The sequence below is a fragment of the Brevundimonas mediterranea genome (assembly GCF_014196125.1).
Taxonomy (GTDB): domain Bacteria; phylum Pseudomonadota; class Alphaproteobacteria; order Caulobacterales; family Caulobacteraceae; genus Brevundimonas; species Brevundimonas mediterranea.
The window spans coordinates 1,543,644-1,561,044 of the sequence record NZ_JACIDA010000001.1 but is presented as its reverse complement, the minus strand read 5'-3'; the positions used below and the strand labels follow the sequence as shown (position 1 = coordinate 1,561,044).

Below are 17,401 nucleotides of genomic sequence, written 5' to 3'. Positions count from 1 at the left end.
ATGAGGATAGGCCCTTCTCCCCGGCGAACCCAAGCCCTGATCGCCGCCGTGCTGATCGCCGCCCCGATCGCGGCGGGTCCGGGCGCGGCGGGGGCGGCTCCGGTCGATCGTTATTATGAGCGCAGTTTCATCCTGGCCGCCAACGCCCGCTGCGGCCTTTTCCAGCCCCAGCTGACCGCCGCCCTGACCGCCGCCGCCTGGCAGGCGCGGGGCGCGGCCCTGCGCGCAGGCGGCAATGACCGCGACCTGGCCGAGACGGCGCAGCGGGCCCGGGCGCGGGCGGCGGCGACCCGGTGCGACTCCCCCGATCTGAAGATGGTCAGCGGCCGGGTGCGCGACGCCTTTTCCGGCTGGTCGCGGATGGCGCGGATGAACTTCCCCGGCGAACGGGCGGGCTGGAGCGCCGATCGCGCCGCCTACGCCCGGCCCACCTGGCGGCTGATGCAGGCGACGCGCACCGGCGCTTCGCCGGTGCGGTTCGGCATGGTCGGCGGGATGGGCCGGCCGGACCAGCTGGCGGCCGTGGTGTCCTGGCAGGGGCGGTCCCGGCCGACCGGGGTGCGGATCGTCATGCGCGACGCGACCGTGGCGCCCCGGCCCTGGCTGGCGCGCGAACTGCCGCCCCAAATCCAGCGCCGCGTCGTCTGGGCCTCGGGCGTCTCGGCGGCGGACGCCGGCCTGCTGGTCGAGGGGCGAGAGGCGGGCCAGATGTGGGTCTTCCCGGCCTCGGCGGCCGACGCCCTGTCGGCCCTGGATCCGCGCGAGATCTTCACAGTCGAATTCCTGTTCCGCGACGGCAGTGTGGCCCGCTCGACCTTCGAAACCGGCGACTTCGCCGCCGGCCGCGCATTCCTGTCGATGGGGCAGACCTAGTCGGTCAGGGCGCGACGAGGTCTTCGACCGGAGTTTCGACCGGTTCGATGGGGATGACCGGCAGGCGCACCATCACGGCCGTGCCTTCGCCCAGGGTGCTGTCGATGCTCATCCGGCCGCCGTGCAGTTCGGTCAGGGACCGGACCAGCGACAGGCCCAGGCCGGTGCCCTGGGCCTTCTGGTCGGCGCCTCCGGCCTGTTCGAACGGACGGCCTATCCGTTGCAAATCCTCCGGGGCGACGCCGACGCCGGTGTCCGACACGATCAGCTCCAGATAGGGGCCGACCCCGTCCAGGGTCAGGGTGACAGACCCGCCGGTCGGGGTGAATTTGACCGCATTCGACAACAGGTTCAGCGCCATCTGCTTCAGGGCGCGGGCGTCCGCCTGGACCATCAGGGGAATGGAGGGCAGGACGGGCGCCAGATCGACCCCCTTGTCGTCGGCCTGGACGCGGACCAGGGCGACGGCGGCCGACACGGGGTCGCGCGCGTCCAGGGACTCAAGCGCCAGCTCATAGCGTTCCGCCTCGATCTTCGACAGGTCCAGCACGTCGTTGATCAGGTCCAGCAGATGGCCGCCCGCCTGATGGATCGAGTCGGCGTAGCCGGCGTACCGGTCGGGCAGGGGGCCGAACAGGCGCTCGCGCATGATGTCGGCGAAACCGATCACGGCGTTCAGGGGGGTGCGCAGTTCGTGGCTCATATTGGCCAGGAAGCGGGTCTTGCCGGCGCTCTGGGCCTCGGCCTCTGCGCGGGCGCTCTCCAGGCCCAGTTCACGGGCGAACTGGGCGGTGCCGTCGAAGGCCTGGGCGATCAGGCGCGGCGGGTCGCCGCCGGAATCGCCTCCAAAATCGCCCCCGTGGTCGAACCGCCGCAGGATCATGACGACCCGACGGTCCAGGGCCAGGCGCGGGCTGAACAGGATCTCGGCCGTCTGGCCGGCGGCGGCCCGCTGGAGCGCGGCGGCGACAGCGGGACGGTCGGGAGCGTGGACGGCGGCGATCAGGCCCTGGTTCACCAGGGCGTCGATGGAGACCGACGGCGGCGGAGTTCCCCAGGCGGCGACGGCGCGGCCGGTCGGATCGAGCAGAAGGGTCAGGCCGGGCTGGGCGTTCAACACCGCCTCGACCCGGCGACTGTCCGCCTCGGCCAGGGCCAGGCGTTTGCGGCGTTCGTTCCAGGTCAGGCCGATGGCGGCGGCGGTGGCCGCCAGGGCCAGCAGGCCGGAGACGGCGGCCAGGACCGGCGGCTGCGCCTCGGCGCCGTTCAGCAACGACGAGATCAGGCCCGAGACCAGCGGCAGGACCAGGGCGGCGATCCCCAGCCGGGTCAGACGGTCGTCGCCGATCCGCGGGTGGTCCAGCACGATGCCGGCGGCCAGGGGCATGACCAACAGGCCGGGCACCGCCCCGGTCGCTCCGCCCGTCAGGCCGGCCGCCGCCACCGACGCCAGCAGCCAGCCGCCCATCAGGACGAATCTCAGGCCGATGGAATCGCGCACCATCAGCATCACCCCGCCGATGCCGGGCAGGGCCGTCAGCAGCAGGGCGGCCAGCACATTGTCCGGCAGTCCGCCGAGGCTCTGGGCCGCAAAGGCGGTCACGCTGGCCGCCACCGCCCAGCAGGCGTGCCACAGGGCCAACAGCGATGACGGGACCGCCGCCGCCGAACGCGCGGCGTTCGTCGTGGAGGGGGTCTGCCGTGACTGTGGCGGGTGGACGTACAAGCGTTCTGGCCGTTGTTGCTCGTCTGGAGCCTAAACCGGCCGCCGAGTCGGTGCGAGGCCGCTCCCGTTCCAGGCGATATCCGAACCCGCGTTCACCATGAATATCGGGGGACAAAACAGCCGGTTGTCGTTAACGGCCCCGCGGCCTATCTGGCGGCCATGACCCAGCGCACGCCCCCGACCGACAGTCTTGACCAGGCCCTGGCCGAACTGGCCGAGGATTTCGACCTGCTGGGCGACTGGGAACAGCGGATCGAATATGTGATCGAACTGGGCAAGGGCCTGGCCCCGCTGGACCCGGCCGACTGTATCGAGGCCAACAAGGTGCCCGGATGCGCCGCCCAGGTCTGGCTGGCGACCCAGGCCGAGGCTGGCCGTCTGTGGTTCGCCGCCGACAGCGACAGCGCCCTGTCCAAGGGCAATATCGCCCTGCTGCTGAAACTCTATTCCGGCCGCACCCCGGCCGAGATCCTGGCCTTCGACGCCAAGGCCGCCCTGGACCGTCTGGGCCTGCCCTCGGCCCTGACGCGCCAGCGCGCCAACGGCCTGAACAGCATGGTCGGCCGGATTCGAGAGGCGGCCCAGATCGCGAACGGGGCGGCGGGGTGAGGCCGCGCGGATTTATTTCGCCCCACGCCTCGTTCTCGACGCCTTTCCTAAGGTAAAGCTTGATCGAGAGCGTCCAGGAATGTCGGGCCGGAACCAGAATGCGCGTGATTTCAGAACACTACCGGTCGGCCGCCCCGCCGCCTAAAGCCGGCTGAGGACCGCATCATGTTCGACCTGTGGCGTTCCGGTTTCATCCGACGTCCCCTGGCCGATGTCGTGGATCGCCCGCCCCGCCCGGACGAGATCGTCTGGCTGCCGGATGTCGGCCCCTACGCCTATCTGGCCGATCCGTTCGCGATCCAGCGGGACGGCGGGCTGACCGTCTTCGTCGAGGCGTTCGACTATCACCTCCGTCGCGGCCGGATCCGCTTCTATCGGTACGACGCCGATGACCGTCTGGTGGACCAGGGCCTGGCCCTGTCGGAGCCCTGGCACCTGTCCTATCCGACCCTGATCCAGGACGGAGACGCCCTCTATATGCTGCCTGAGGGCTACAAGAGCGGCGGCCTGATCCTGTATCGCTGCGTCCGGTTTCCCGATCAGTGGCAGGCCGTCGCGCGCCTGGGTGAGGCGGCGGCCATCGACCCGACCGTGGTTCGCCACGACGGCCGGTGGTGGCTGTTCTACGCCCTGGCCGGGCCGGACGACCGGGCGATGCGTGAACTCCATGTAGCCTGGGCTGAGACCCTGACCGGTCCCTGGACGCCCCATCCCGGCAATCCGGTGATGCGCGGCCTGGACGTCTCGCGTCCGGGCGGCACGGCCTTCGTGCAGGACGGCGCCGTCCATCTGCCGGTTCAGGATTGCGCCGCCGCCTATGGCGTGGCGATCAATCTGCTGCGGATCGACGCCCTGTCGCCCCGGACGTTCGCGGCCTCGACGGTGCGGCGGTTCGAGCCGGGCGATCTGTCGCCGGGCTTCTCCGACGGGCTGCACACCCTGTCCGGCCTGGGCGGCGTGACCTGTATCGACGTCAAGGCCGAGCGCCGGTCCGCCGTCGAGCCCTGGCTGAAGGCCAATTTCAAGCTGCGGCGTCTGTTGGGTCTGAACGGCCCGCGCGGGCGTCGCGCCACGGGGGCCGTCGCCTACCCCGAGATGTTCAAGGCGTCCCCTGGTCGGAAGGAAGACTGAGGCCATGCGTATCGCCGTCATCCTGCCGCGAGGCTGCGACTTCTGCCCTGAGAAGGGCAATTCGATGGAAACCGTGGTCCGCACCCTGTCGGGCCACAGTCGGCTTCAGGCGGCCGTGACCCTGATCTGCGACGCGGGCGGCCCGACGCCGGCCGGTATTCACACCCTGACCGTTCCGGCGGGCCTGGGGCGCAAGGCGCGCAATGCGGCGGTGGGGCGGATTCTGACGACCCTGAACCCGGCCGTCGTCGAATACCACCAGCAGCTCAAGGCGGCGTCGGAAATGACCCGCAGCCTGCCCCAAGCGACCCATGTCCTGTACCGCCACACGCGGATCCGACCCGCGCACAATCCGATCGACGCCTGGCGCTACGGCCGTCGGCTGGCCCGTTTCGACCGTCTGGTCTTCGTCAGCGAGGCCGCGGGTCAGGAGTTCGCGGCCGACTATCCCCGCCTGGCGGACCGGGTGGCGGTCGTGTCCAATCCCATCGACGTCGAGGCCTGGCGGGCCGATCCCGAGACGCGCGAGAAACTGATCCTGTTCTGCGGCCGCGCCCTGCCGGAAAAGGGGCTGGACCTGTTCTGCCAGGCTCTGGCCGAGACGCTGGACCGTCATCCCGACTGGCGCGGCGCCCTGGTGCTGGGCGAATGGGACCGGAACAGCGACTGGGCCGAACCCCATGTACGGCTGCTGGACCGGTTCGGCGACCGGGTCGAGATCCACAAGTCGGCTTCGCTGGCCCAAGTGCAGGCCGTGACGCGCCGCGCCGTCATCGCCGCCACGCCGTCGCGCGTCCGTGAGGCCATGGGGCTGACCGCGCTCGAGGCGCACGCGGCCGGGGCGGCCCTGATCTCATCGGGACGCGGCGGCCTGCGTGAGGCCAGCGGCGACCATGCGGTCTATGTCGGGGTTGAGGACGCCCGGTCCCTGGCCGACGCCATGAACCGGCTGATCGAGGACCCGCAGGCGCGTCTGGCCCTGGCGCGCGGCGGCCAGGCCTTCGTCGAACAGGTCCATTCTCCGGCCGCCCGCGCGGCGGAACTGGACGCCCTGCGCGAGACCCTGGCGGATCGGTCCGGCGCCGGCCAGCCCCGGAGGCGGCGGTTCTGGCCGTCGGCGCTGCCTGGGTTGGGCGTGTCGCGCAGGGGCCGCTCCTTCCCCTGACGCCGGATCAGGCGCGGCGGATCAGACTGTCGTAGACGTGGGTCACGGCGTCGAACCCCACCCGCGTCGGCCGATCGCCCAGGGGGGCGGGGGCGAAGGCGGGGGCGGTCAGGCCCGCCGCGACCGGGTCGTCGATCTTGTCGGTGTTCCAGCCCAGCAACAGCCGCCCGCCGGGACGCAAGACCGCCGCCAGGGCCGCCAGGGCGCGCCGCTGCTGCTCGGGGCTGTCCACCCCATAGCCCAGCACTCCGTTGCAGACGACGGCGTCGAACGTCAGGTCGCCGAACAGGGCGTCGGCCTCGCAGACGTCGCCGGTGCGGTGTCGGCCCTTGCGGCCCCAGCGTTCGGCCGACGGGTCGATGTCGGTGGTCCAGACCTCGCCGCCGCTCGCCTCCAGCGCCGCATAGTCGTCCAGCGTATATTCGCGACACCCGACCCACAGGATGCGTCCGCCGTCGGCGGCCAGGGCGGGCACATAGCTTTCCGCCATCACACGCCGATCCGGCAGGCCGCGAATCCGCCGCGCCTTGGCGGAGCGCGCCCCATTGGCGGCGGCCCCGCCGGGGGCCAGTCTGGACATCACGCCCTTGATGTAGCGACCCAATCCCACGCGCGTCTCCCCTCGATCCAAGACCGCCGTGTTATCGGGACGGCGCGCGTCTGCCAATCGTTCCGACCCGCGCCCCCGCCCGTCAGAGCGCGACCCGTTCCATCGACGCCCTGCGCGGCATGGTCATTCCCCTGATGCTGGCGGAGCGTGCGCGGGAGTTCTCCACGTCTAGGTCTCGGACCCGATGATTCTGGGGACGACGTCTTCGGCCCTGGTCTTCATCCGGCGATCCCATAATGGTCCGCCAGGGCCTGTAGCGCCTGTTTCAGCAGGGTCTTGCCCTGGCGGCGGCGCAGGCCCAGGCCGGTTTCGGCCAGTTTCAGACTGTCGCCGTGAACGCAGATCCGCGTCAGCATGGGGCGCAGGCGCGGACCGACGGCGCTCAGAGCCTCTTCGACGCGACGGCCGGCCGACAGGGCGCGGTCGCCGGGCTCGATCCGCGCCGCAGAACCGGCCCCGGCGCGCGGCAGGGCGTCCCAGCGCATGGTCAGGGACGGGCCGGCGCGGGCCTGTTCCACCTCGGTGCGCAGGCGTTCGCCCGCAGCGGCCTCGGCGGGGGTCAGCCAGGGGCGGCCGGCCGCGTCCCGGCGGCGCGCCAGCCAGGCGATAGGACTTTCGCCTAGGTTGGCGGCATGGCGGATCATGCGGCCCTCGGCGTCGATCAGGGTGCGCTGGCCGTCGATGACGCCGGGGCGGCCGGGCGGGGCGGAAGGGCCTTCACAGCCGGACGGGCGCGCGACCCAGCCACCCTGGGGGCGACGGCGCAGGCCGGGTCGGTCGATCAGGGCGCGGAACTCGGGCTCGGCCAGGGTCAGGCTGACGCGGCCGCGCCGGTCGGCGCCCAGGCGCAGCGCATAGACCCCGTGTTCTGCCGACAGCCAGGCGCCGGACCGGACCAGCAGGTCGCGGGCGCGTTCGACGGCGCGGCTCATTGCGGCATCTCCCAGCGCGGCGCGTCGTAAAGGCCGGCGATACAGGCCTCCAGCTGTTCCAGAAGATCGTCGATGGCGCGGCTGTCGCGTTCGTCCTCCACCCAGCGACAGGCCGCACTGACCGTCGTGCGGTTCATGCCGAACACATGGCCGACCCGTTCCAGCGTCCAGCCGAAGGCGATGTGGGACAGATACATGGCCAGCCAGCGTGCGCGTGAACTGAGCGGGTCGAGCCGTCCGCGCGCGGCCATCCGATCGGGCAGGGCGCCGGTGCGCGCCGCCACCAGATGCACCGCCAGCCCGGCCTTGGTCCGGTCCTCCTCGCCGACCGGCGCCCTGTAATCCTCCAGCATCACTCTCTCCCATCACAAACCTGATGCGCCATCCTAGATCGACGCGGCGCCTGTGATAGGAATATGATCCTAATCGACGTCAGAAGCGGACGTGAAGCCAGAACCGCCTTGGGGTTGTGATCGGCCCGGTCGGCGACATGGGCCTCGGAACCGGGAGTACGAGCCTGCGGCCGCCGCGCGGGGTGGGAAGGGAAACATGGTTAATTAATTTCGAATCGTTGACTCCAGACTCTCGACGGCGATTCGCAAATCAGCTTAGGAACGACTCAATGGCTCGGCGTTAACCCTTCTTAAGGTTTTCGGGTCTTAACCTGCGAACAAGGTTACCCAACCGTGTGGCTGGGTGGTTACCGCAAAGCTTTTGCCTGGAGGGGCACGAATGCGCGTCCTGTTGATTGAAGACGATCACGCAACTGCCCAAAGCATCGAATTGATGCTCAAGTCGGAAGGCTTCAATGTCTATACGACCGATCTGGGTGAAGAAGGCATCGATCTGGGTAAGATCTATGACTACGACCTCATTCTGCTTGACCTGAACCTGCCCGACATGAGCGGTCTGGAGGTCCTGCGCCAGCTTCGCGTCGGCAAGATCAATACGCCGGTCATGATCCTGTCGGGCAGCCACGAGATCGAGACCAAGGTCAAGACCTTCGGCGGCGGCGCCGACGACTATCTGACCAAGCCCTTCCACAAGGACGAGCTGATCGCGCGCACCCATGCCGTGGTCCGTCGCTCCAAGGGTCACGCCCAGGCGATCATCCACACCGGCGAAATCGCCGTGAACCTGGACGCCAAGACGGTCGAGGTGAACGGTCACCGCGTCCACCTGACGGGCAAGGAATACCAGATGCTGGAGCTGCTCTCGCTCCGCAAGGGCACCACCCTGACCAAGGAAATGTTCCTGAACCACCTTTACGGCGGCATGGACGAGCCCGAGCTGAAGATCATCGACGTCTTCATCTGCAAGCTGCGCAAAAAGCTGGCCACCGCCGCCGACGGCAAACACTATATCGAGACCGTCTGGGGCCGCGGCTATGTGCTGCGCGACCCGGCCGAAGGCGCCAACAGCGTCGCCGCCTGAAAAGCCGCCGACACCTGATCCCGAAACGCCCGCCGGAAACGGCGGGCGTTTTGCGTCAGGGGGCGTCGAACGCCACCACCGCCTCCAGGCCGCCGTCCTCGGCGTTGGCCAGGGTCAGCCGTCCGCCTGCGCCCTCGGCCATGCGCCGCGCAATGGTCAGACCCAGGCCCGTGCCCCCGCTGTCGCGCGACCGGGACGGGTCCAGCCGGTAGAAGGGTTCGAACAGGGCCTCCAGCCGATCCTCGGGCACGCCCGGCCCGTGGTCGCGCACCGCCAGCCGGATCGTCGTCCCTTCGACCATCGCCGAGACCGTCGCGCCCCCGCCGTGGCGCACCGCATTGTCGATCAGATTGGTCAGGCAGCGGCGCAGGGCCTGGGGGCGGGTGGACAGGACGGCGCCGCAACCCTGGGCGAAGACGACCGGCTGACCGGCGTCGGCCGCGTCCTCGCACAGGGCCGACAACAGGGCGTCCAGATCGACGGGAACCACCGGTTCGGGCGCAGTCTCGATCCGCGCCAGATCCAGCCCTTCGCGCACCAGATGCTGCATCGCCGCCAGGTCCGCGATCAACTGGGCCTGCAGGCCCTCGTCGCCGATCTTCTCGACCCTCAGCCGCATCCGGGTCAGCGGGGTCTGCAGGTCATGGGCCACGGCGGCCAGGACTCGGGTGCGCTCGGCGATCATGGTCCGCAGCCGGGTCTGCATGACGTTCAGGGCCGCCGCCGCCTGGCGCACCTCGCGCGCGCCTTCCTCGACCAGGGGCGGCTGGTCCAGGTCGCGGCCCAGGGCCAGGGCGCCGGCCGACAGCCGCGCAAGCGGGGCGGCGGCGCGGCGCGAGGCCAGCCAGGCCGTGGCGATCACCGCCGCCAGACCGGCCGCCAGCAGGGCCGCGCTCTCGCCTCCCAGGCTCCAGGGGCGCGGCGCGGCGGGCAGGCTGACGGCCACGGGGGCCATGGCCGGGCCGCCGTCGGGCGTCAGGGTCAGGATGCGGCAGCGCAGCCGCTCGCCCGGATCGGCTCCGCAGACGGCGTCGGCCGCCTCATAGGCCCGCACGGTCACGCCGCTGACGCCGCGCCGGTCAAGCGCCGCCGCCACCGCCTGGGTCAGGGCCGCATCGGGCGGTCCCAGCCTCTGGCCCTGCGCCGGGGGCAGGCCGGCGGCCACGCCTGCGGCCGGATCGTCGTCCGCCTGGGCCAGGTCGCCGATCCGCTCGGCCGTGGTGAAGTCGTGCGCCCGCTTCAGTCCACGATGGTGGCCGACCTGAAGCGCCAGGAAGGTGACCGCCGCCGCCGCCATCGCCCCCACCAGCAGCAGCAGGAACAGCCGCACGGTCGATCCGTCGGCGGCGCGGCCCACGTCGCGTCTCAGGCGCGCCATGTCACCGGTCCCGACAGCATATAGCCCAGGCTGCGCACCGTGCGGATCAGGGCCGGGTTGCGGGCGTCGTCGCCCAGTTTCTGACGCAGGCGGCTGACCCTCAGGTCGATGGCGCGATCGTCGGCGTCGGCCACGGTGGACAGGGCGCGGATCCGCTCGCGCGACAGGGGCCGGCCGCCGTTGCGCACCAGGGCGTGCAACAGGTCGAAATCGGCGCTGGACAGGAGCGCCAGTCGCCCGTCGGGCGCCGTCAGGGCGCGCGCGGCGATGTCCAGCGACCAACCGGAGAAGTTCGCGTGGCGGCCCTCGATCCTGTCGCGGTCATGGCCGGCGCGGCGCAGGACCGTGCGGATGCGCGCCACCAGTTCGCGCGGCTCGAACGGCTTGGCCATATAGTCGTCGGCGCCCATCTCCAGCCCCACGATCCGGTCTATCGGATCGCCGCGCGCGGTCAGCATGATGACCGGGGTGCGCGACGTGGCCCGGATGGCGCGGCACAGGCTCAGCCCGTCTTCGTCGGGCAGGTTCAGGTCCAGCACCACCAGATCCACCGGCCCGGCCTCCAGCGCGGCCCGCATCGCCCGCCCGTCGGCCGCCTTCACCGTGCGAAACCCGTGCTGTTCCAGGTGTTCCGACAACAGATTGCGGATGTCGCGGTCGTCGTCGACGACCAGCAGGACGGGAAAGACAGCGGTCTGGGACATGGGCGTTCGGCGCAGGAAAGGACGGCGATCTGTCGTCCCGGCTCGTGGCCAAAGCGCGGCGGATACAGTCGGACACAAATCTGTTCGCCGACGACATGCGGCGACACCGAACGGACGCGAACCCGCCCGAGGGCGGCGCGAAACAGTGACTGTCCGACACGAGGCCGGACGTTCTCAACCAGAGAGACCCGAAATGAAATCCTTCCGCACCCCCGCCATCCTGGGCGCCGTCGCCACCGTCCTGCTGACCAGCGGCGCCGCCTTCGCCGGAACCGCGCCTGCCTCGACCGCATCCGCCGCGACCGCCCGCCCGGCCGCGACCTCGAGCGCCCGTCCGCAGCACCAAACCCGCAGCGCCCGTCACCACCGCGCCGAAACCCCGGCCAAGGTGAAGCCGGCCAAGCCCGGCAAGAAGTAAGACGGACGACCCCTCACCCGCCGTCGTACAGCGCCCGTCGGCCCCAGGGCCGGCGGGCGTCGCTCCGTCTAGGTCTTGAAGGCTTCCGCCAGCGCCTGCGCCATCGGATTGGGGCGGCCGAAACTGTCGAAGGCCAGGGGCTTGTCGCGGCCGTCGTCCTTGTCGCCCTGGCGATACCAGCTGTCGGTGTCGCGCAGGCCCCAGACGGTGAAGGCGAACCGCTGCGCCGGGGGCAGGGCGGTGAAGGCCTCGGCCAGTTCCGTGACGCGGGCGGTCTGGCGGGCCAGCCGGTCGGCCTGGGACCGCAGATCCAGCGGGTTTTCCGTCCGCAGGGTGCAGTCCAGCTCGGACACATGGATCGGCAGGCCGAACTGGGCGATCTCGCGCATATAGGCGGCGATGACGCCTTCGGGGATGTCGATCCAAAGGTGGGACTGCAGCCCCAGACCCTGGAGCGGACACCCGGCCTTCAGCAGGCGTTCCACCAGTTTCAGGAACTGGGCGCCCTTGGCCGGGACCGATTCCTGGTTGTATTCGTTCAGGAACAGGACGGCCTCCGGATCGGCGATCCGGGCTTTCTCGAATGCGCGCAGGATATAGCCGTCGTGGCCGTAGCGGGCGCTCCAGTGGCAGTCGCGCATGGCCGAGCCGTCATCCAGGATCGGTTCGTTGACCACGTCCCAGCTGCGGACCTTGCCGCGATACCGGCCGGCCATGGCGGCGATATAGCCGTCGAAGGCGCGGTCGAAGGCGGCGCCGGACAGGCCCTCGAACGCTTCCTTGCCCTGCGAGTACCAGATCAGGGTGTGGCCGTGCAGGGCCATGCCATTGGCGGCGGCGAAGGCGGCGATCCGGTCGGTGCGGTCGAAGCGGGGGCGGTCCAGGCCGTCGGCCAGGACATATTCCATCTTCATCTCCCACTCGGGCGTCAGCTGGGAGACATTGGCGCGGGCCAGGGCGACCCAGTCGGGGTCATCGATCTGCATCGCCTTGATCGCTGTGCCGAAGGGGCAGGGGGCGACGGATTTCAGCGGGGGGACGTTCGGCGGGGTCGGTTCGGCCGAGGTGCGGTCGCAGGCGGCCAGGGGCGCAGCCAGAGGAAGCGCTAGGCCCGAGGCGAGGACGGTGCGGCGGGAGATCGGCATTCTATTCTCCCTCCCCCTGCGGGGGAGGGGCGTCGCGCAGCGACGGGGTGGGGGCGGCAAGGCGATGTCGCACGGATAGGCGGCCAGACAGGTCTGTGGGACGTAGCCCAGCCGTTCCCACCCGGCTTCGGCTGCGCCTCCGCCCCCCTCCCCCGCAGTGGGAGGGAGAGGTTTGTGTCTGGCTAGACCGCACGTTTCCGCAGGCCCAGCTCGTCGAAGGCGGCGGTTTCGCGCTTGGCGATGGCGATGAGCTTGTTCAGGCGGGTGGTTTCGGCGACGTGTTCGAACTTCTTCAGCTCTTCGAAGGCGCCGGTCAGGGCGTCGCGGGCGCCGGCTTCCTCGGCGTCGACCACGTTCAGATCACCCTCGGCGGCGGCCTTGCGGGCCTTCCAGCCGTTCAGATAGGCGGCCAGCATCATGCCGGCGTCGGCGTCGATGCGGGCGCGCTCGCGTTCGATCTCGACCTCGGCGTCCAGCACGGCGAGACGCATCTCGGCGGTGGCGCGGCGGCTGGTGATCTCGGCCAGGCGCTTCTGCAGGGTCTCGACTTCGTAGTTGGAGATGCGGATCAGGGATTGGGCCCAAGCGGTCATTTCGTCACTCTCTGATCATGCCTTGGTTCAGGATTTGCTCCAGGCGGGTAAAGGAATCGGTAAGACGCGTGGCGTCGTCCTTGTCCTGGGTCAAGAAATCTTCCAGCGCGGGGTTCAGCGCGATGGCGCGGTCCACGATAGGGTCGGCCCCGGTGCGATAGGCGCCGATCTTGATCAGCTCTTCCATGTTCGCATAGGCCGACAGCGACTGGCGGGCGCGCTTGTTCAGCTCGCGCTCGGGCGGGGTCTGGCAACCGGGCATGGTCCGGCTGACGGATTTCAGCACGTCGATGGCGGGGAAGCGGCCGCGCTCGGCGATCTTGCGGTCCATGACGATATGGCCGTCGAGGATGCCTCGCACGGCGTCGGCGATGGGCTCGTCATGGTCGCCGCCGTCCACCAGGACGGTGAACAGGGCGGTGATGGGCGCTGCCGTGGTGCCGTCGGGTCGCACCGGTCCCGGCCCCGCCCGCTCCAGCAGCTTGGGCAGTTCGGTGAAGACGGTGGGAGTATAACCCTTGGTCGTCGGCGGTTCGCCCGCCGCCAGGCCGATCTCGCGCTGGGCCATCGCAAACCGGGTGACGCTGTCCATCAGGCACAGGACCTCCAGGTCCTGGTCGCGCAGATATTCGGCGATGGCCATGGTCATATAGGCCGACTGGCGGCGTTTCAGCGCCGGCTCGTCCGAGGTGGCGACCACGACGACCGCGCGTCTCAGCCCCTCTTCGCCCAGGGTCTCCTCGACGAACTCGCGCACCTCGCGGCCCCGTTCGCCGATCAGGCCGACCACGACCGCGTCGCAGGTGGCCTGTCTGGCCAGCATGGACAGCAGCACCGACTTGCCCACGCCCGAGCCGGCGAAGATGCCCAGCCGCTGGCCCCGACAGGTGGTGGTGAAGACGTCCATGGCCCGCACCCCCAGGTCCAGCCGCTCGCCCACCCGGCCGCGCGAATGGGCCGGGGGCGGGGGGGCGCGCAACGGATAGGGGGCCGGTCCCTGGGGCAGGGGGCCCTTGCCGTCGATCGGCTGGCCGAAGGCGTCGATGATGCGGCCCAGCCAGGCCGTGGTCGGGCGCACGCTGGCGGCCTGGTCGATGATGCGGATCTCGGCGCCGGGCGCCACCCCCTCGACCGGGCCGAACGGCATCAGCAGGGCCTTGGCGTCGCGGAAGCCCACCACCTCGGCCGGCAGGGCCGCCAGCCCGCGCCGGCTGATCTCGGCCCGCGCCCCGACCGCCAGACGCGACAGGCCGCCGCGCGACTCGATCAGCAGGCCCGACACGCCCGCCACCTTGCCGGTGACGACCAGCGGATCGATCGCTTCGACGGCGGCGACGAGAGTGTGCAAAACGGACCCCAGGAACAGGCGTTAACCAGATGGGCCATCGTGGTTAACGGCGCGTTGACAAACGGCGACGACCGCGCGTTTGCAACCCGGATGCTGGCGTCCGCCTAGCCCCGGAGGGGGGTGTAGTGACAGGTGAAGGGCGCGTCCCCCGTCAGGAGGCTGGGCGTGAGGTGGATATACAGCCGCTCGGCCGCTGCCGTCTCGTCCAGGGCGAAGGCCTGTTCCGCCTCGAACATCTCGTCCCGGTGGGGGGCGTCCCAGCCCTTGGCCCGCTTGATCGCGCGGGTCTTGGCCTGGGCCAGGGTGTCGGCGACGACGAAGACATTGCGGTGCTTCTCCGCGAAATCGATCCCGTCGTAGCCGCCCAGATTGACGTAATAGAGCCGCGCGTCGCCCGGAAAGGGCGTGGGCTGCAAACTGACCTCATAGCCGTCGGCCTGGCTGATTTCGGACCAGCAGTCGATATGGAGGCTGCCGGGCCGGCCCCACCACTGCGCCCGTAGGGCGTCGTAGGTTTCCTCAATGGACGGAGCGACCACGAACCGCATGTCGTGGACCTCGATATTGGCGCCGGGATGCTTGCCGCCGATGTAGATCGCGAACAGTTTCATCAGGCCGCCTCTACAGCGAGGGGGGCGACTGCGCCAATCCCGGCCTCAATCTCCCCGATCTCCCCGACGATCCCGGCCAAGGTCGCCCCGACGTTCTGACCAATCTGATGCGAACTGGTGACGCCCTGAACAAAGGGGTGACGGCCCATGATGAAGGGCAGGCTGAGACAGAACAGGCGGTCGACAGGCCCCGAATCCGAGACGGGATGGAAATGGGCGTCGATGCGGATCCCCCGCGTCGCCGGCGCGTCCTCGTCTTCGACCTGGTCCTGGACCACGCCCTGTTCCAGCAAGGTCAGGAAGGGGAACTGGAGACCCGACAGCGCCCGTTGGCCGGTGGCCTCGATGAAGACCGGGAAATGTCGCCGCTCGCCATCGTCCCGCTTCAGCACGGCGCCGCCCTCGGACGGGCGGGTGTCGATCTGGTGGTCGTCGCCCAGGGCCAGGACCTCCAGCCGGCCCGCGCGGTGGAGCGCCAGCATGCGTTCGATCGATTCATGCGGCACCGAACTGTAATTATCGACGAAGACCGGTTTCAGGTGGGTGTTGAACCGCGCGAAGGCGACGCCGGTCAGATGCGGCGCGATGGCGGCCATCACCTCGTGCATGCGCAGAATGGCGTCGCGCCAGGCCACGGTGACGCGGTCGGCGTGGTTGCGCCGCGCCTCGTCCAGGTTCTCCTCGGCCCATCGGAAGGGATCCACGGCGGTTCGGCGCTGGAAATAGCGTTCGGCGAAGGTCTCGATATCCGCGTCGTCGAGGCCGATGTCCCTGGCGTATGCAGGGTCGGCGAGCGTCAGTTCGCGCTTGAACAGATCGAAGGCTCGATCCAGCACGTCGTCGTCGGCCCGGGCCGTCAGGGCGGTTATCGCCTCGCGCGTCAGGATCGACAGCGGCGCATGCGGCAGGGGGAAGAAGAAGTCGGCCTCGGGCAGCAGCCCCTTTCGCGACATCATGGTGACGCCGAAACCTTCGGCGCCGGCCTGGAGGGTATAGACGAGGCGGTCTTCGCGACGTTCGAACCGACCGTGGGCGGCGGCGACTGCGATTGCGGCGTCGATGGCGGTCAGGGACGAGCCGCGGATACCGATCGACACAGGACCGATCCGCGACAGGCCGGCGGCGGGCCAGGGACTGGTGAAATAACCCGGTCGCGCCTCCTGGCGGCTGGGCCACTGATGCCCCGTGGCGAGGACGGCGTAGTCGAACACCCGATCCTGGGCGGGCGACTGAGGCATGGCGACCGTCAGGCGGATTCCCGCTTCCAGGATCGCCGCGTCGATGACGCGGGCGCCTGTCAGGATCTCGACCTCGGCGCCCCGCGCCCGCAGGCCCTCGGCCAGGACCGCGAACTGGTCGCGGAAATAGGCGCCCAGGGCCACGCGGGGAACGAAGGTCCGCTCGTCCGCCGTGTCGGGGTCCAGGCCCAGGGCGGCGCACTCGGGCCGGGGCAGACGGCGCAGCCAGGACAGCAGGGTTTCGCCGACGGGCGGGATTTCGATGCTGGCGATGTTCGACAGCATGGCGGGATCGTTCCAGCCGGGGCGATAGGGGCTGCCCAGCCCGGCCGTCGCCGCCTCTTCGAAGACGTTTATCGCCAGTCCCGGCCGGGCCGCAGGCAACAGCGCCGCCAGGGTGTAGAGGGTGGTCGGACCGGCGCCGACGAACGCAATCGATAACCTCATTCGACCCAAATGCGCTTGCCCGAAAATGGCGCCGCGCTTGCCGTATTTTATTTCAAACCGGCGGACCCAGGAGCCGGATTTGTTTGAGGAAACCTCAGGCCGGCTCGAGACGAACCCGTTCCTCTCGCGTGGTCGCGATGGCCCCTACCGAGGCGACGACGATGGCGGCGATGGCGAGCCACTGCTGGCCGGTCAGGTGTTCGTGCAGCACGATCAGGCCCGCCAGGGCGCCGACCGCCGGCTCGGCGCTGAGCACCACGCCGAAGGTGCGTTTGGGTATGCCGCGCAAGGCCACCATCTCCAGCGAATAGGGCAGGGCGCTGGAGAAGATCGCCACCGCCACGCCGGCCAGGATGATGGCCGGGTTCAGTAGGGCCGCGCCGGCATGGGCCACGCCGAAAGGCACGACGACCATGGCCGCCACGCTCATGCCCAGGGCGACCGACTGGCCAGCATGGATATGCGACAGCCGTTTGCCGAACACGATGTACAGCGCCCAGCACAGGCCGGCGAAGCCTGCCAGGGCTACGCCGACGGGGTCCAGCGCACCCGCTCCGGCCTTGAGAGGCAGCAACAGGCCCAGGCCCAGGACGGCGAAGCCGATGCAGACGAAATGGATCGGCTTTCGCGAATGGATCAGGGCCAAGGTCAGCGGCCCCATGAACTCGATGGCGATGGCAAGGCCCAGCGGAATGGTCTGCAGCGACATGTAGAAGCTGAGGTTCATCGCCCCCAGCACGACGCCGTACAGCGCGATGGCCCCCAGGTCCGCGCGGCTCAGCCGGAAGCGCCAGGGCCTAAACACGGCCACCAGCAGAACAGCTGAAATCCCGACGCGATAGGCCGAGGTCCCCTCCGCCCCGATGATCGGGAACAGGGTCTTGGCGAAGGAGGTGCCGCCCGCCAGCGTCACCATGCCCGCGAACAGCGCCAGATAGGGGATCAGGCGCATGGCCATCGGCGAGGTCAGGTGCTGTTTCAGGGCCACGGAGGTCATGGCTTGAACCTATTGCAATTCGGCTTGCGCTTCCCGGCGATT

18 protein-coding genes are annotated in these 17,401 nt (G+C 69.9%); 6 read left to right on the top strand and 12 right to left on the bottom strand.

The features are described 5' to 3' along the window. Positions 1-873, top strand: a complete 873-nt coding sequence (locus tag GGR11_RS07795) for a hypothetical protein (RefSeq protein WP_183196140.1) — start codon at positions 1-3, stop codon at positions 871-873. A gap of 4 nt (positions 874-877) precedes the next feature. Here GGR11_RS07795 and GGR11_RS07790 read toward each other — a convergent pair whose 3' ends face one another. Then, the gene (locus GGR11_RS07790; RefSeq protein WP_183196416.1) at positions 878-2,515 is read right to left on the bottom strand and encodes a sensor histidine kinase; all 1,638 of its coding nucleotides are present in this window, start codon (positions 2,513-2,515) and stop codon (positions 878-880) included. A 243-nt stretch (positions 2,516-2,758) separates the two neighbouring features. Here GGR11_RS07790 and GGR11_RS07785 point away from each other — a divergent pair, with 243 nt between their 5' ends. The 3 genes from GGR11_RS07785 to GGR11_RS07775 all read left to right on the top strand — a co-directional run bounded on the left by GGR11_RS07785 (position 2,759) and on the right by GGR11_RS07775 (position 5,504). After that, positions 2,759-3,208, top strand: a complete 450-nt coding sequence (locus GGR11_RS07785) for a SufE family protein (RefSeq protein WP_183196139.1) — start codon at positions 2,759-2,761, stop codon at positions 3,206-3,208. Between the two features lie 165 nt (positions 3,209-3,373). After that, a complete protein-coding gene (locus tag GGR11_RS07780) occupies positions 3,374-4,339 on the top strand; it encodes a glucosamine inositolphosphorylceramide transferase family protein (protein ID WP_183196138.1) in 966 nt (321 codons plus the stop codon). 4 nt (positions 4,340-4,343) lie between these two features. Continuing rightward, the gene (locus GGR11_RS07775) at positions 4,344-5,504 is read left to right on the top strand and encodes a glycosyltransferase family 4 protein (protein ID WP_183196137.1); all 1,161 of its coding nucleotides are present in this window, start codon (positions 4,344-4,346) and stop codon (positions 5,502-5,504) included. A gap of 7 nt (positions 5,505-5,511) precedes the next feature. Here GGR11_RS07775 and GGR11_RS07770 read toward each other — a convergent pair whose 3' ends face one another. The 3 genes from GGR11_RS07770 to GGR11_RS07760 all read right to left on the bottom strand — a co-directional run bounded on the left by GGR11_RS07770 (position 5,512) and on the right by GGR11_RS07760 (position 7,399). After that, positions 5,512-6,114 carry a methyltransferase domain-containing protein gene (locus GGR11_RS07770; RefSeq protein WP_183196136.1) on the bottom strand — a complete coding sequence of 201 codons (603 nt, stop codon included), beginning with the start codon at positions 6,112-6,114 and terminating at the stop codon, positions 5,512-5,514. A gap of 218 nt (positions 6,115-6,332) precedes the next feature. Next, on the bottom strand, positions 6,333-7,046 hold the full coding sequence (locus GGR11_RS07765; protein WP_183196135.1) for a DUF6456 domain-containing protein: 714 nt from the start codon (positions 7,044-7,046) through the stop codon (positions 6,333-6,335). Then, complete coding sequence (locus GGR11_RS07760) at positions 7,043-7,399, bottom strand: chromosomal replication initiator DnaA (protein WP_183196134.1); 357 nt, start codon at positions 7,397-7,399, stop codon at positions 7,043-7,045. Before GGR11_RS07760 ends, GGR11_RS07765 begins: the two co-directional genes overlap by 4 nt. Before the next feature lie 379 nt (positions 7,400-7,778). On the opposite strand from GGR11_RS07760, the gene ctrA reads away from it, so the two are divergent. Then, a complete protein-coding gene (gene ctrA / locus GGR11_RS07755; protein ID WP_008260932.1) occupies positions 7,779-8,480 on the top strand; it encodes a response regulator transcription factor CtrA in 702 nt (233 codons plus the stop codon). Positions 8,481-8,535: 55 nt separating this feature from the next. Here ctrA and GGR11_RS07750 read toward each other — a convergent pair whose 3' ends face one another. Further along, positions 8,536-9,858: a sensor histidine kinase gene (locus GGR11_RS07750; protein WP_183196133.1), complete on the bottom strand. Its 1,323-nt coding sequence runs from the start codon at positions 9,856-9,858 to the stop codon at positions 8,536-8,538. Further along, complete coding sequence (locus GGR11_RS07745; protein ID WP_183196132.1) at positions 9,846-10,562, bottom strand: response regulator; 717 nt, start codon at positions 10,560-10,562, stop codon at positions 9,846-9,848. The genes GGR11_RS07750 and GGR11_RS07745 overlap by 13 nt, the downstream gene beginning before the upstream one ends. 193 nt (positions 10,563-10,755) lie before the next feature. Between GGR11_RS07745 and GGR11_RS07740 the strand changes: the two genes are divergently transcribed. Next, positions 10,756-10,980, top strand: a complete 225-nt coding sequence (locus GGR11_RS07740; protein ID WP_183196131.1) for a hypothetical protein — start codon at positions 10,756-10,758, stop codon at positions 10,978-10,980. A gap of 68 nt (positions 10,981-11,048) precedes the next feature. Here GGR11_RS07740 and GGR11_RS07735 read toward each other — a convergent pair whose 3' ends face one another. The 6 genes from GGR11_RS07735 to GGR11_RS07710 form a co-directional block, all read right to left on the bottom strand. Further along, positions 11,049-12,125, bottom strand: coding sequence for an endo-1,4-beta-xylanase (locus GGR11_RS07735; RefSeq protein ID WP_183196130.1), 1,077 nt, complete (start codon positions 12,123-12,125; stop codon positions 11,049-11,051). A 182-nt stretch (positions 12,126-12,307) separates the two neighbouring features. After that, positions 12,308-12,718 (bottom strand): flagellar export protein FliJ, encoded by a 411-nt coding sequence (locus GGR11_RS07730; protein WP_183196129.1) that lies wholly within the window; start codon positions 12,716-12,718, stop codon positions 12,308-12,310. A gap of 4 nt (positions 12,719-12,722) precedes the next feature. Beyond that, the gene (fliI, locus tag GGR11_RS07725) at positions 12,723-14,066 is read right to left on the bottom strand and encodes a flagellar protein export ATPase FliI (RefSeq protein WP_183196128.1); all 1,344 of its coding nucleotides are present in this window, start codon (positions 14,064-14,066) and stop codon (positions 12,723-12,725) included. 104 nt (positions 14,067-14,170) lie between these two features. Further along, positions 14,171-14,677, bottom strand: a complete 507-nt coding sequence (locus GGR11_RS07720; protein ID WP_183196127.1) for a DUF1543 domain-containing protein — start codon at positions 14,675-14,677, stop codon at positions 14,171-14,173. Beyond that, positions 14,677-16,362: an FAD/NAD(P)-binding protein gene (locus tag GGR11_RS07715; RefSeq protein ID WP_183196126.1), complete on the bottom strand. Its 1,686-nt coding sequence runs from the start codon at positions 16,360-16,362 to the stop codon at positions 14,677-14,679. Before GGR11_RS07715 ends, GGR11_RS07720 begins: the two co-directional genes overlap by 1 nt. 94 nt (positions 16,363-16,456) lie before the next feature. Then, the gene (locus tag GGR11_RS07710; RefSeq protein WP_183196125.1) at positions 16,457-17,359 is read right to left on the bottom strand and encodes an EamA family transporter; all 903 of its coding nucleotides are present in this window, start codon (positions 17,357-17,359) and stop codon (positions 16,457-16,459) included. Positions 17,360-17,401 lie beyond the last annotated feature (42 nt).